The sequence below is a fragment of the Candidatus Poriferisocius sp. genome, assembly GCF_965204145.1.
Classification (GTDB): Bacteria; Actinomycetota; Acidimicrobiia; order Acidimicrobiales; family Bin134; genus Poriferisocius.
Map to the genome: position 1 here is coordinate 714,512 of NZ_OZ241977.1, position 13,818 is coordinate 728,329.

Sequence of the window (13,818 nt, forward strand, 5' to 3'; positions counted from 1 at the left end):
AATTTTGTGTATCGGGCGTGGTCTGAGGGTCCGCGGCAGGGTGCTGTGGGCCGGGGAGGATCATGTCTGTGACTGATCAGGGTATGCCGGCTGTGCCGGCGGAAGAGGCTGCCGGTGAGGCGGCGATGCAGGACTGGGCGGAGCTCTTGGTCGAGCGTGCCCGGGCCGAGGGGGTGGAGCTGACCGGCGAGGGCGGCTTGTTGACCGGGTTGGTGCGCCAGGTCCTCCAGACGGGCTTGGAGGTCGAGATGACCGACCACCTGGGCTATGAGCGCCACGCCCCGGAGGGCCGCGGGTCGGGGAACTCTCGTAACGGCTCGTCGCCGAAGCGGGTCACCACCGAGATCGGCGAGATCGACCTGGCGGTGCCCCGCGACCGGGCGGGGACCTTCGAGCCCGTCACGGTGCCCAAGCACCGGCGCCGCTTAGACGGGCTGTCGGGCAATGTGATCAGCCTCTATGCGAAGGGGCTCACGACCGGAGAGATCCAGGCGCATTTGGCCGAGATCTATGACACGTCGGTGAGCCGGGAGACGATCTCGAAGATCACCGACGAGATCGTCGCCGACATGGCCGTGTGGCAGAACCGGCCCTTAGAGGCGGTCTATGCGGTGGTGTTGATCGACGCGATCGTCGTCAAGGCCCACCGATGCCCAGGTCGCCAACCGGCCCGTCTATGTCGCTATCGGCGTCGACCTGGCCGGCGAGCGCGACGTTTTGGGACTGTGGCTGGGCCCAACGGGCGGCGAGGGCGCCAAGCAGTGGGCGGCGATGCTGGGCGAGCTCCGCAACCGGGGCCTGGCCGACGCTTTGATCGTGTGCTGCGACGGGCTGAGGGGCCTGCCGGAGTCGATCCGCGCCACCTGGCCCGACGCGGTGGTGCAGACCTGCGTGGTGCACATGGTCCGCAACAGCCTCAGATACGCCTCCAAGAAGCACTGGGGGCAGATAACCAAGGCCATGCGCGAGATCTACACATCTCCCACCACAGGCGCCGCTGAGGCCCTCTTCGAAGCCTTTGCCGAGAACTGGGAGGGCACCTACCCGGCGATGATCCGCTCATGGCGACAGTCCTGGGACGAGTTCACACCGTTTCTGGAGTTCCCCGCCGAGTTGCGCCGGGTCGTCTACACCACCAACGCCGTCGAGAGCCTCAACGCCCGGTTCCGACGAGCCGTGCGACACCGAGGGCACTTCCCCAACGAGCAGGCCGCCATGAAAGTCCTCTACCTTGTCGCCACCACCAAGCGAAAAGGCCGCGAGAACCTCACCGGCAAAACCAACGGCTGGAAGGCCATCTTGAACACACTGACCGTCCACTACGGCGACCGCATCGCCGACCACATCAAATGAAAACCATCACGGCCCGATACACAGAAAAACTGACAGTCCCCAAGGCCACTACGGCTCTCCAGGTTTTTGGCACGCGATCGTGGAATTGACTCCCGAGATCAGCGACGACGCCGTTGCGGATTTGGCCACCTACTCCCTGCCGGTGTCTGAGGTCATCCGCATTCCCACACCTGCTTGAGCGCTGCTCGGGTCGAATCTGGATTGTTGGGAGCGGGTTTGGAGTAGGGCGGAAAGTGCCGCTTGGGCTCGGCTGGCCGGCTTGTGGTCAGTTGGGTGGGGCGGGTGCGGGGGTGGCGGTGGCGGAGGGGGACCACGGGCTTGGTCCGGCGGCGTTTAGGGCTCTGATTTGTATTTCGTGTGCGATGTTGTTGGCCAGCCCGGCGATGTTTGCGGTCATGCCGGTGGCGGTGATGGGGATGGACCATTTGCCTGCTGCGGGGCGATAGCGGATCTCGTACCCGGTGGTGGGGGTGGGGCTGTTGTTGATGTGGCCGGCGGTGGGAGCGGCCCAGGTGGCGGTGAGGGAGGCGTCGCCGGGGGTGAGGCTGGGGGCGGCGGGCGCGGCGGGGGCGCTGTCGTTGTCGGCGATGGTGATGGTGAGCGCGGCGGCCTGGCTGAGGGTGAGGCTGGTGCTGGTGGCTTTGACGGTGATGGTCTCGTCGTCGTCGTCGGTGGTGTCGTCGGTGATGGCGATGGTGGCGGTGGCGGTGCGCTTGCCGGCGGGGATGGTGATGGTTGTGGGCGACAGCGTGTAGTCGTCGGTGGCGGCGGTGCCGGCTGTGGTTAGGAGGAGTTCGATGTCGTGGGGGGCGTCGCCGTCGAGGGCGGCGGTGATGGTTGTGGAGGTGCCTTCGGCGGGGTTGGTGTCGGCGGCGCTGAGGGCCACTGTCATGGGAGGGGGCGCGGCGCGGGTGATGGTGATGGTGTAGGTGCGGGCGTTGGGCGATCCAGAGGCGACGGTGACGTCGATGGTGTTGGTGCCTGTGTCGAGGCTGATGGGGCTGGTCGGGGTGCCGGGGGTGACCGTGGCTGGGGAGTCGCCGCGTTTGGCGGCGGTGACCGTGGGCGGGCTCGACGCGTCGGCGGCGGTGGCGGTGATGGCCACCGCGGCGGTCGAGTAGGCCACGTCGGCGGTGTAGGAGGTGCCGGCGGGCGCGAAGGCGGGGCTGAGTTCGACAGTCGCCCCGTCGGCGGTGAGGGCGAGGCCGAAGAGCGCGCTCTCGTCGTCGGTGACCTGTACTCGGGTCGAGCCGACGGTCAGGGCCGCGTAGGCGGTGTCGCCGGTGGCCGCGTGGGAGATGACGGCCGCGGCGTCGCCGTCGTCGCTGTCTTGGACGGCCGACACGGTGAGGGTCTGGGGGATCCCCCAGTCGGTGAACCTCAGCGATTCCGGCGACACCTCTACCGCAGGGCTGCTGCTGGTGGCGGTGATCGTCACCGCGGCGCGCGGCCGGGTGGCGAGCACGATCACGTACTCGGCGCTTCGGCCCTCCAGCAAGCCGACACTGGTCTTCGACACGGCCACCGCCGGGTCCAGGCCCAGCGTCCTCAATCTGGGGAACCTGGTCTTGAGGGCGATGATGTCGTCTGCGCTGGGCGTGAACCCGAACAGCCTCAGGATCGCGTCGGGCGCATTCAGCGAGGCGGGCAGGCTGTCGACGAATCCCGCGGGCAGGTCGGCGGGCTGGCGGCGGCGCAGCACGAGCTGCACCAGCGCCGTGTTGGCGCTGAGGTCGGGCAGCGACTCCAGCTCGTTGTCATAGGCGTGCAGCGACTCCAACCGGGTGAGCCCGCTCATTGCCGGCAGGCGCCGCAATCGGTTGTTGTGCACGCTGAGGTCGGTCAGCGAGCCCAGGCTGGCGAGGCTCGGCAGCTCGGTGAGCTGGTTGTTGAATGCGTACAAGCGCTGGAGCGATCCCAGCCCGGTCAGTGACGGCAGCCCGGTCAGGCTGTTGTTCGACGCATCCAGTGAGGTCAGCGATCCCAGCCTGTCCAGTGACGGGAGTTCTGCCAGGCTGTTGTTCGACGCATCCAGTGAGGTCAGCGATCCCAGCGAGCTCAGCGACGGCAGCCCGGTCAGGCTGTTGTTCTCCACATCGAGCGTGGTCAGCGATCCCAGCCCGTCGAGCGACGGGAGTTCTGCCAGGCTGTTGTTTGCCACATCGAGCGTGGTAAGCGATCCCAGCCCGTCCAGCGAGGGCAGCCCGGTCAGGCTGTTGTTGGACAGATTGAGAGTTTGCAGCTTTGTGAGGCCGTCGAAGTCGCCTTCTTTGAGAGCGGTGAGGCCCCGACCGCTGAGGTTCAAAAAGCCGGTCAGCCCAGCCAGGTGGGCGTCGGTGACCGAGGCGCAGTCACTGGCTTCGGGCACCGCCGCCACGATCGCGTTGCGCACCGCCGCGGTGCGCGAGCACACCCCGGGCACCTCGGCGACGCTGACCGCCACCTGGGGAACCGTCGTCGCCGCGTACTCGGCGTCGCCTGCCGCGCGATGGGTGATCACTGCCCGGGTGTTGCCGCTGCGGTCGGCCGCCCTCACCGTGATGGTCTGCGCGACACCCCAATCGGCGAACGTCAACGACCCCGGCGACACGGTGACGGCCGGGTCGCTGCTTTGCACGGTGATGGTCACCGCCGAATCCGGCCGGGTCGCCAACACCAGCCGGTACTCGGCGCTGCCCCCCTCGTCCACCTCCAGCGCGGCGCTGCTGACCGCCACCGCCGGTGCCGTGTCCAACCCAGCCAGCGAGCTGAACCTGGCCTTGGCCGACACGATCTCGTCCACAGTCAGCTCGAAGCCCCCCAAGCCCAGCGATTCCAGCGACGCCGCCACACCATCGAGGTAGCCCTGCGGCAGCGCCGTCACGCTGTTGTCACCCACATCGAGGGCATGCAACCCGCTCAAAGCCGACACGTCGGGCAGCGCCGAGAGCCGGTTGCTGCTCACATCCAACGACACAAGCGCGCTGAGCCGGGCCAGGCTCGGCAGCTTCTTGAGCTTATTGTCGCTCACATCCAGGTCGGTCAACGACCGCAGCCGGGACAAGTCGGGCAGCTTCTTGAGTTGATTGCCGCTTACATCCAACACCGCCAAAGCCCGCAGCCTCCGCAAGCCCGGCAGCACAGCAAGCCGGTTGTCGCTCGCATCCAGCGAGGTGAGCGCGCTGAGCCCATTGAGGCTCGGTAGTTTCTTGAGCCGGTTGTCGCTCGCATCCAGCGAGGTGAGCGCGCTGAGCCCGTCGAGGTCCGGCAGCGCGGTCAGCCGGTTCCCGCTCGCATCCAAAGACGCCAGCGCGCTGAGCCCGTCGAGGTCCGGCAGGGCCGCGAGATGGTTGTCGCTCACATCCAGCGACGCCAGCGCGGTGAGCTTGCCCAGGTTGGGAAGGCTCGTGAGCCGGTTGTCGCTCGCATCCAGCGAGGTGAGCGCGGTGAGCTTGCCCAGGGCGGGGAGACGGGTCAGCCGGTTGCCGCTCACATCCAACGACGTGAGCCCGGTGAGCCGCTTCAAGCCCGGCAGCGACGTCAGCCGGTTGCCGCTCGCGTCCAGCGACACCAAGCCCGACAAGTCGCCCAAACCCGGCAGCGACGTCAGCCGGTTGCCGCTGACGTCGATCCCGCCCACACCGGCCAGGCCGTCGAAGTCGCCGGCCCTCAGGGCGGTCAGGCCCCTGTCGCTGATGTCGAGCGTGCCGGTCGCCGCGGCCAACTGCGCCTCGGTGACCGCCCCGCAGCCCGAGGCGCCCGCCAGCGCGACAATCGCATCGCGCACCGCCGGCGAGCGACCGCACACCCCGCCCGAGCCGCCCGCAGCCCGGGTCACGGTCACCTGGTATTCGCTGGTGGTGTCTCGTTGGGCGCTGAGCTGCACGATGATGGTGTTCTCACCCACCTCCAAGTCGATGGCGCCGCTGGCGCCGCCGCTGGACACTGTTTCCAGCGTCTCGCCTTGTTTGCCCGCTTTCAGCGTTGCGGAGCCCGATGCCGCGGTCGCAGTCACCGTCACGCTGTCGGTGCTGTGGCCCACGGTGGCTGTGTATGAGGTCCGGCCCGCCTCGAATCCCGGCTCCAATGCCACCGCGGCACCGTCGCCATCTGTCAGCACCAAAGCGCTCAGGGTGCCCGCCTCGTCGTCTTCGACGGTCACCTGCACCGGCGCCGCGCTCAGCGCCTCATAGGTCGTGTCGCCGGTCACCGCGTGGGTGACCGTCGCCGACGCGTCGTCGCCGTCGGCGTCCTGCGACCCGGATGCTGTCACCGTCTGCGGCACCCCCCAGTCGGTGAACGTCAACGACCCCGGCGACACCGATACATCGCTGCCGCTGGCCGTCGGCGTCACCGTCACCGCCGAACCCGGCACGGTCGCCAACACCACCCGATACTCCCCAGATGTGCCCTCCTGCACTGTCAGCGAAGCGTCGCTCACCGCCATCGCCGGATCCAACTCCAACTCTGAGAGTCCCGTCAGCTGCGTCTTGATCCCCACAATGTCGTCAAAGCCCAGGTCGAACCCCCGCAGCCTTAACGTCTGAAGCGATACCGGAAGGCCATCCACAAACCCTTCCCCCAACATCGACGTACCACCGCTATCGGCACCCAGGCTCGAATCCAGGTAACGACGCCCAATTGTAATGCTGCTCCCCAACTCAATTATGTCCGATTGGACCGAAGGACCACCACCATAGGTGCTACGGCTCAAGTCCAGATATATCAGCCGAGGATTCCCGCTCAAATCCGGCAAAACAACCAAATCATTATTGCCTGCATAGAGGGTTTGGAGGTAGTTGAGTTCCGACAGGTCTGGCAACGCAGTCAACCTATTGCCATCTGCGTAGAGGTGCTCGAGGGAGGTGAATTCCGACAAGTCCGGCAACGCAGACAACTCGTTATAGCGTACACCGAGAAATGTGAGGGAGGTGAGTTCTGACAGGTCCGGCAACGCAGTCAACCTATTATAACCTGCCCATAGGCGTTCAAGAGAGGTGAGTTCCGACAGGTCCGGCAGCGTAGACAATTCATTATTGCGTGCATTGAGGAATGTGAGTGAGGTGAGGTTGGAGAGGTCCGGCAACGCAGTTAACTGATTAGATTTCACCTCGAGGGATTCAAGGGAAGTGAGTTCTGACAGGTCCGGCAACGCAGTCAACCTATTGTCATTTGCATTGAGGCCCGTGAGGGAACTGAGACCGTCGAAGTCGCCTTCTTTGAGAGCTGTCAGGCCTTTGTTATAAAGGTTGAGTGATCCAGTTATCGCGGATAGGTGGTCAGGGGTTACGTTTGCGCAGTCGGTAATGCCGGGGATTTCATCGAGGATCGCGGTTTGCACTTCGGAGGTTCGGCCGCAGATTCCCCTCACAGCCGCCCGAGTCACGGTGATCTGGTATTCGCTTGTGATGCCCCGCTGGGCGCTGAGCTGCACGACGATGGTGTTCTCACCCACTGCCAGGTCGATGGTGTCGCTGGCGTCGCCGCTGGCCACTGTTTGTAGCGTCTCGCCTTGTTTGCCCGCTTTCAGCGTTGCGGAGCTCGATGCCGCGGTCGCGGTGACGGTCACGTCGTCGGTGCTGTGGCCCACGGTGGCTGTGTACGAGGTCCGCCCCGCCTCGAAGCCCGGGTCCAGCGCCAAAGCGCTGCCATCGCCGCCTGCCAGCGCCAGAGTGCTCAAGGCGGCCGCCTCGTCGTCTTCGACCGTTACCTGAACCGTCGCCGCGCTCAGCGCCGCGTAGGTCGTGTCGCCGGTCACCGTGTGCGAGATCGTCGCGGATGCGTCGTCGCCGTCGGCGTCCCGCGACCCGGCTGCTGTCACCGTCTGCGGCACCCCCCAGTCGGTGAACGTCAGCGACCCCGGCGACACCGACACACCGCCGCCCGCCGACGGCGTCACCGTGACCGCCGAGCCCGGCGCGGTCGCCAGCACCACCCGATACTCCCCGGAGGCGCCCTCGGGCACCGCAAGCTCGACGTCGCTCACCGCCACCTGAGCGTCCAGCGCTACCTCAGTAAGGCCCGTCAGCCGCGACTTGATCCCCACAATGTCGTCCACACCCAACTCGAAGCCCCCCAGCCTCAACGTTTGAAGCGACACCGGAAGGCCGCCCACGAACCCCTCCCCCAACACCGACACGCCACCACTGTCGGCGTTGCGGCTCAAATCCAGATACACCAGCTGAGAATTCCCACTCAAATCCGGCAACACAGAGAGCTTATTACCGCCTACTTCGAGACTTTTGAGTGAGGTGAGGTTGGAGAGGTCCGGCAGCGAAGAGAGCTCATTATCGTGTGCCCGGAGGTGTTCGAGTGAGGTGAGGTTGGAGAGGTCCGGCAACACAGAGAGCTGATTATCGTGCGCCCAGAGACTTTTGAGTGAGGTGAGGTTGGAGAGGTCCGGCAGCGAAGAGAGCTCATTATCGTGTGCCCGGAGGTGTTCGAGTGAGGTGAGGTTGGAGAGGTCCGGCAACACAGAGAGCTGATTATCGTGCGCCCAGAGACTTTTGAGTGAGGTGAGGTTGGAGAGGTCCGGCAGCGAAGAAAGCTCATTACCGCCTACTTCGAGCCGTGTGAGTGAGGTGAGGTTGGAGAGGTCCGGCAGCGAAGAAAGCTCATTGCTGTCCACATTGAGCCATGTGAGTGAGGTGAGGTTGGAGAGGTCCGGCAGCGAAGAAAGCTCATTACGGCCTACCCAGAGGAGTGTGAGTGAGGTGAGGTTGGAGAGGTCCGGCAGCGAAGAAAGCTCATTGTCGAGTGCGTTGAGATGTTCGAGTGAGGTGAGGTTGGAGAGGTCCGGCAGCGAAGAAAGCTCATTACGGCCCACATTGAGCCATGTGAGTGAGGTGAGGTTGGAGAGGTCCGGCAGCGAAGAAAGCTCATTACGGCCCACATTGAGCCATGTGAGTGAGGTGAGGTTGGAGAGGTCCGGCAGCGAAGAAAGCTCATTGTTGTCTACGTCGAGCCGTGTGAGTGAGGTGAGGTTGGAGAGGTCCGGCAGCGAAGAAAGCTCAATACCGCCCACAGAGAGCCATGTGAGTGAGGTGAGGTTGGAGATGTCCGGCAGCGAAGAAAGCTTATTACCGCCTACTCTGAGCCATGTGAGTGAGGTGAGGTTGGAGATGTCCGGCAGCGAAGAAAGCTCATTACCGCTTACCCAGAGTTCTCTGAGTGAGGTGAGGTTGGAGATGTCCGGCAGCGAAGAAAGCTCATTGCTGTATGCAGAGAGTTCTCTGAGTGAGGTGAGGTTGGAGATGTCCGGCAGCGAAGAAAGCTCATTACCGCTTACCCAGAGGGTTTTGAGTGAGGTGAGGTTGGAGATGTCCGGCAGCGAAGAAAGCTCATTACGGCCTACTTCGAGCCGTGTGAGTGAGGTGAGGTTGGAGAGGTCCGGCAGCGAAGAAAGCTCATTACCGCCTACTCTGAGCCATGTGAGTGAGGTGAGGTTGGAGAGGTCCGGCAGCGAAGAAAGCTCATTACCGTGTGCCCAGAGGGTTTTGAGTGAGGTGAGGTTGGAGAGGTCCGGCAGCGAAGAAAGCTCATTGTCATGCACAGAGAGCTCTGTGAGTGAGGTGAGGCCGTTGAAGTCGCCTGCTTTGAGGGTGGTCAGGCCTTTGTTTTGGAGGTCGAGGGTTCCTGTTATTGCGGATAGGTGGATGGGGGTTACGTTTGCGCAGTCGGTTATGCCGGAGATTTTGTTGAGGATCGCGGTTTGGACTGCGGGGGTTCGGCCGCAGATGCCGGCGCGGGTTTGGGGGTTGGATTGCTGGGCGGCGGCGGGCGCGACAGCCAGCAGCGACGCGGCCAGCAGCGCGGCGAGGGCGGCGGCGAGCCTACGGGTGAGCGGGGTGCGCCGAAGACTGGTTAGTTGGGAGCCGGCCCTAGGTGGACGGGGGGGGGGGGGGGGGGGGGGGGGGCGTACTCAGCCGTCCCCGACGGGAGGCCTCGCTCGTTGCTTGCAGTCCCGGTTTCGAACACAGCCCCTCCAAAAACACTCAAATCGGCTACGCCAGCCGGGAACTATACGAATCACATCGAGACAAAGTCAATTGCTCATATATGACAGCTAGAGATATCGCATGAACAAACATGTGATCGCGCTCTTGGCCAGTCACGAGGCGCTGGGTTCTGCGGTTGACTGCTCCCGGTCGGGGCTGGGGAGACCGATCTGCGGGTTTTCGGCGGGCGAAGCGCGGGCACCGATGCTTAGCTGTCGATGGCTAGTAGGAAGAGTCAGTCCGGAGGTGGCGTTCCATCCAGACCGGGGAGGGGGGCTCGCTCCGGCAGGCAGCCCAGCGCCCTTTGGCGGGCGTAGAATGCTGGTATGGGAACTCGGGTGAGGCCTTAGGGTCGGATGCCGGTGTCGATTCCTGACGATACGGAGGATCGGGGACTTGCGAAGGCGTCGGGGGTGGTGAGGCTGCTGGCGCATATCGCGTGAAGTCCGCCCTTTGCCCGACCGGGGGATTCGACATTGAGTACGGGCAGGGCCGGAATGTGTGGTGGGTTTGGGCGGGGCGGTTAGTGGTTGGCTGCCACGGCGCCCAATCCGCCCAACAGCCCGCCCCCTTCGAGGGCACCCCACCCCCGAGGAAATGGAACGGCGCGGCCAGCTCATCGCCGCATTCCGCCGCCGAAGCACTGCCGCGCCCGACGACTGAACCAAACGCCCCATACTTGACTGAGCACGGCTTGGTGCGGGCTGCGAACCGACGGGACTATTGCCTGCTGGGGCGACAACACCCACGGCCAAACCAACACCCCCAACGGGCAATTCGTCTAGCGGCGGTAGGCCTCCCGGCGATGGGCGACTCGAACAACGAGGATCACACTGAGTATGCGGCCATCGACTATGGCTTGTGCGCCATTTCTCGTTCTCGGGTCGCGCGGCGTTCAATCTGAGTTGAGCAACTCGTGTCTGACCTGGTCCCAATCGAGCACCAGGTCGGCTGGGTCTCGCAGGCGCTCAAGGGCCACCTCGAGATCGTCGTAGTCCTCCAAATAGCGCTCCAAGGCCTGGCGAATGATGTCGGCCCGGCTGCGCTTCAATTCCTCAGCGGCCACATCCAGCGCCTCGACAAGCTCATCGGGAACCCGGGCGGTGATTTGGCTCATGCGGACTCCTTGGTCAGCTGGAAGTCAATCGAGTTGTTTGCCATCAATCTAATGTCAAGTGATCTCAATGGCAGCCGGCGAGCAGGTTGCCGATCACTGCTCGGGCAGTGTGATGGTGGCGTGGACGCGCTCTCCCTTGCCAGCCTCGTTGCGGGCCCGCACCCACACTCGGTAGGTCTCGCCGGGAGTGAGCCCGCTGTAGGTCACCACCGTCTTCTTCGCTTTCGGCGTCTTGGTCTTGCCCTTGCCACCGTGCTGGGGGCGCAGATGCACGATGTAGCGGTCCGGGTCACCTCCCGTCGTGGGGGGCTGCCAGCTCACCGTCACCTCGCCCGAGGCGCTCGACGACAGGGTCATCTCCGTCGGCGGGCCCGGCAGCTCGATCGCGCTGCGCTGCATTGGCGGCGTGGTGGTGTCGGTTACTTCAACCCGCACCGTGCTCACCGGCACGTTTTCGTATTCCGCGCCGGCGCGGGTGATGGAGTGCGAGACGGCGACACTCTCGTTCTGGGTGTCGTCGTCGGATGCGCCGGTCACGGTGAACCTCGCCGCCATGTTCCAGTTGTCGGTGGTGAAGATGTGCGATGCCGGCGACACCGATACTGCCTCGGTGTCGCTGCTGGTGGCGGTGATGGTCACGCTCTCGGTTGGCTGGGTGTCCAGCACCACGGTGTAGGTCGCGGAACTGCCTTCGTCGACGCTGACCGGATTGTCGGCGGTCACGGTCACGCCGGGAATGTCGTCGTCGGTGATGGTGACGGTGGCGGTGTCCTTGCCGTCGCCGGAGGGCACCCAGCACGAGGTGCCGGACGCGGCGGTCACCGTGAAGGTCTCGTCGCCCTCGGTGAGGGCGTCGGCGGCGGTGGGCACCGTCACCGACGCGGCCGTATCGCCCGACGACACGGTCACCGGCGAGGCGATGGTGCCCACGTCGTCTGCGGTGGCAGAAGAGTCGCCGCCGTAGCCGGCGGTCACCGCGAACTGCACCCCGCCGGAGGGCGCGGCCTTGCTCAAGGTGATGGTCAGGGTTGCGGCATTGCCCTCGACCGCTGACGCCTGCGCGCTGATGGAGTAGGTGGCGATGACCGGGGCCGGTTGGCCGGTGGCGGGGCGGGTGCCCGCAGACTTGAGCCACGCATACTGGTTGCACGCTCCGAAGTCCCAAGGGTTGTCTGCGTTGCCGTCTGCGTCGAGGTCGACGTTCCAGTTGGCGTAGATGCCGGTGTAGCCGGTGGGCGCCTGGAGTTGCACGGTGGACTTGGCCGCGCCCCCGGCGCTGAGCGACGTGCCCGAGGCCGAAGCATCCCAATAGCTGTCGGCCACCCGAGCCGGCCAGATGGCCAGCCCCACCAGGCCGCTCCGCTCAAAGCCCCCCGACGCCGCGCCGGTGGCATAGCTCGCGGCGATCGACCCGCTGTTCTCGCCGACCAGCCCGCCGACGAAGTGGCCCGGCAGCCGCGCCGCGGGGTCGCCGTTGGAGGCGACCGCGCCGGTGGCATAGGCGGCCGCGATGGTGCCGCGGTTGATCCCGGCCAGCCCGCCCACCCGGCTGCCGACCGCGCTGGCCGTCGCGTGATGGGCCGACACGCTGGCCGCCGAGGAGCTGCTGTTGATAACGCTAGACCTGAGTGCATATCCGACCAGCCCCCCGGCAACGGCCCGCTCCGCATTCCGGGAATTGGCGCCGTCGGTGATGGTGTTCGACACGGTCCCGGTCACGTGGCTGCCGCTGACCATGCCGGCGCTCTTGCCGACCAGCCCGCCCACGAAGCCGTCCGCGCAGCGGTACTTCTGGTAGCTGCGGCAGGAGAAGTCGCGGGCCACGCTGACGGCCTCGAGGGACACGTTGCGGATAGCGCCGCCGCTGGCGAGCTCCTCGAACAGCCCGAGGTGCAGCGACGGAACCTGGTTCTCGGCGGCCACCACTTCTGCCCTGGCGTAGCCGGTGGCCTGGGACTGCGTGTCGTTGTTCGAGTTGATGTACAGGTTGGCGATGACATGCCCGTTGCCCTCGAAGATCCCGCTGAAGTGCTCGGCGTCGGCCCCGATCGGCACCCAGCCGTGGCCGCCGTTCCAGTAGTCGTCGCCCGCGTCGGCGTCGCCGCTGGCGTTCGTGTCGAAGTCGAGGTCGGCGGTCAGCTCGTAGCCCGTGCAGCCCGCCGCCGGACAGCCCATTGCGGCCATCGCGTCCGGGAAGCCCTCGTGCAGCGGCCCGCCGTGGTCGCTGTAGCCGTCGCCGTTGGCGTCCCAGCGCACCGCGTCGAGCTGGGCGAGAGTGGACACCTCGATCAAGCCGTCGTCGTCGGTGTCGTAGTCGACCGTTGCCGCCAGCGCCGGTTCGTCGGGCGCCGCCAGCGGCGTGTCCGGCGACTGCCATACCAGCTCGAGGGTGTATGTCTTGCGGGCGATCTTGTCGCTGGAGGTCAGCCAGTCCCAGCCCGCGGCCTCGGACAGCGACGCGCCGTACCTCTTGAACCAATGGTTCGGCTGGAGCTCGACCGTTGTCACCCCCGCGCTCAGCCTGACATGGGCAGCAGAGCGGTCTCCGCCGTTGTTGCCCGCGATGGCGCGGGCCGCGTGTGGGTAGCTCGGCATGTACGCGGCGTCGCTGTCCACGGCCAGAAACGACCAGCCCGGACGCTGTATCACGTCGGAGTGCTCCATCTCCGACCGGGGGTTGTAGAGCCCTTTGAACACCACCTCTGAGACGTCGTCGGCCACATGTACCACGTAGCTGTGCCGGTCGGGGCTGAACCTCGGATAGAACGTGATGTCAGCGGCCGTGGTGGCAACCCCGATGGTCAGGTTGTCGTCGCACATGACGAGCTTGACCGTTCCCGCCTCCGCGGCGGCCGCGCCCCGCGCCCCAAGCTCACAAGGCGGCATCAGCAACTCCCTGCCATCGGGCGCCGGCTCCACCACCGGGGGACTCTGGGCCGATCCCGTTCCCACAGGCCACAGCAGCATCGCCACCATCGACAGCGCGCCCGCGATGAGCAGCGACGAGCGAGTCTTCGCCGCCACGCCGCACAGCACGCGAGCCCGGCGCCTTCGTCCCGATGGAGGCCCCTTCAACAAAAGGCGTGCCTTGCTGCTGTTGCTTGAGGTGCTGCCCATGCCCGTGTCGCCTCCTTGGTCGATGGCTGCTACGCCACTTCCGGTAGACAATACATATGTCAACTCATATGAGATTGACGCGAATGATGTCGTCATCATAGAAGTTTTCGGCCAGCGCTCCCGCGTGTGTTCCAACTGCGAGCTTCTGGAAGATGCCGAGTGCGTGATCTGGTCCGATGACGGCCGTTTGCCAGCTAGTTACCGGGGATACACCCCCGATGTCAGTCTTGCAGTGTAAATTGGGGATTTATTTGT

Annotated in this window: 4 protein-coding genes and 1 pseudogene; 2 read left to right on the forward strand and 3 right to left on the reverse strand. The window is 65.3% G+C overall.

The genetic code is table 11. The features are described from left to right. Positions 1–62: 62 nt before the first annotated feature. Positions 63–1,353: pseudogene (locus ACOGI7_RS03155) on the forward strand (IS256 family transposase). A gap of 265 nt (positions 1,354–1,618) precedes the next feature. On the opposite strand, the gene ACOGI7_RS03160 reads toward ACOGI7_RS03155, so the two are convergent. Beyond that, positions 1,619–8,884: a leucine-rich repeat domain-containing protein gene (locus tag ACOGI7_RS03160; protein ID WP_419850472.1), complete on the reverse strand. Its 7,266-nt coding sequence runs from the start codon at positions 8,882–8,884 to the stop codon at positions 1,619–1,621. 1,128 nt (positions 8,885–10,012) lie between these two features. Here ACOGI7_RS03160 and ACOGI7_RS03165 point away from each other — a divergent pair. Beyond that, positions 10,013–10,114, forward strand: a complete 102-nt coding sequence (locus ACOGI7_RS03165) for a hypothetical protein (RefSeq protein WP_419851447.1) — start codon at positions 10,013–10,015, stop codon at positions 10,112–10,114. A 110-nt stretch (positions 10,115–10,224) separates the two neighbouring features. Here ACOGI7_RS03165 and ACOGI7_RS03170 read toward each other — a convergent pair whose 3' ends face one another. Both ACOGI7_RS03170 and ACOGI7_RS03175 read right to left on the reverse strand, forming a co-directional pair. After that, the gene (locus ACOGI7_RS03170) at positions 10,225–10,446 is read right to left on the reverse strand and encodes a YlcI/YnfO family protein (protein ID WP_419850473.1); all 222 of its coding nucleotides are present in this window, start codon (positions 10,444–10,446) and stop codon (positions 10,225–10,227) included. A 93-nt stretch (positions 10,447–10,539) separates the two neighbouring features. Next, on the reverse strand, positions 10,540–13,470 hold the full coding sequence (locus ACOGI7_RS03175) for a fibronectin type III domain-containing protein (protein WP_419850474.1): 2,931 nt from the start codon (positions 13,468–13,470) through the stop codon (positions 10,540–10,542). Positions 13,471–13,818: the final 348 nt, after the last annotated feature.

Bases quoted from the DNA above. Each gene is read 5' to 3' on its own strand.
- ACOGI7_RS03170 (WP_419850473.1), bottom strand. From the start codon at position 10,446: ATGAGCCAAATCACCGCCCGGGTTCCCGATGAGCTTGTCGAGGCGCTG.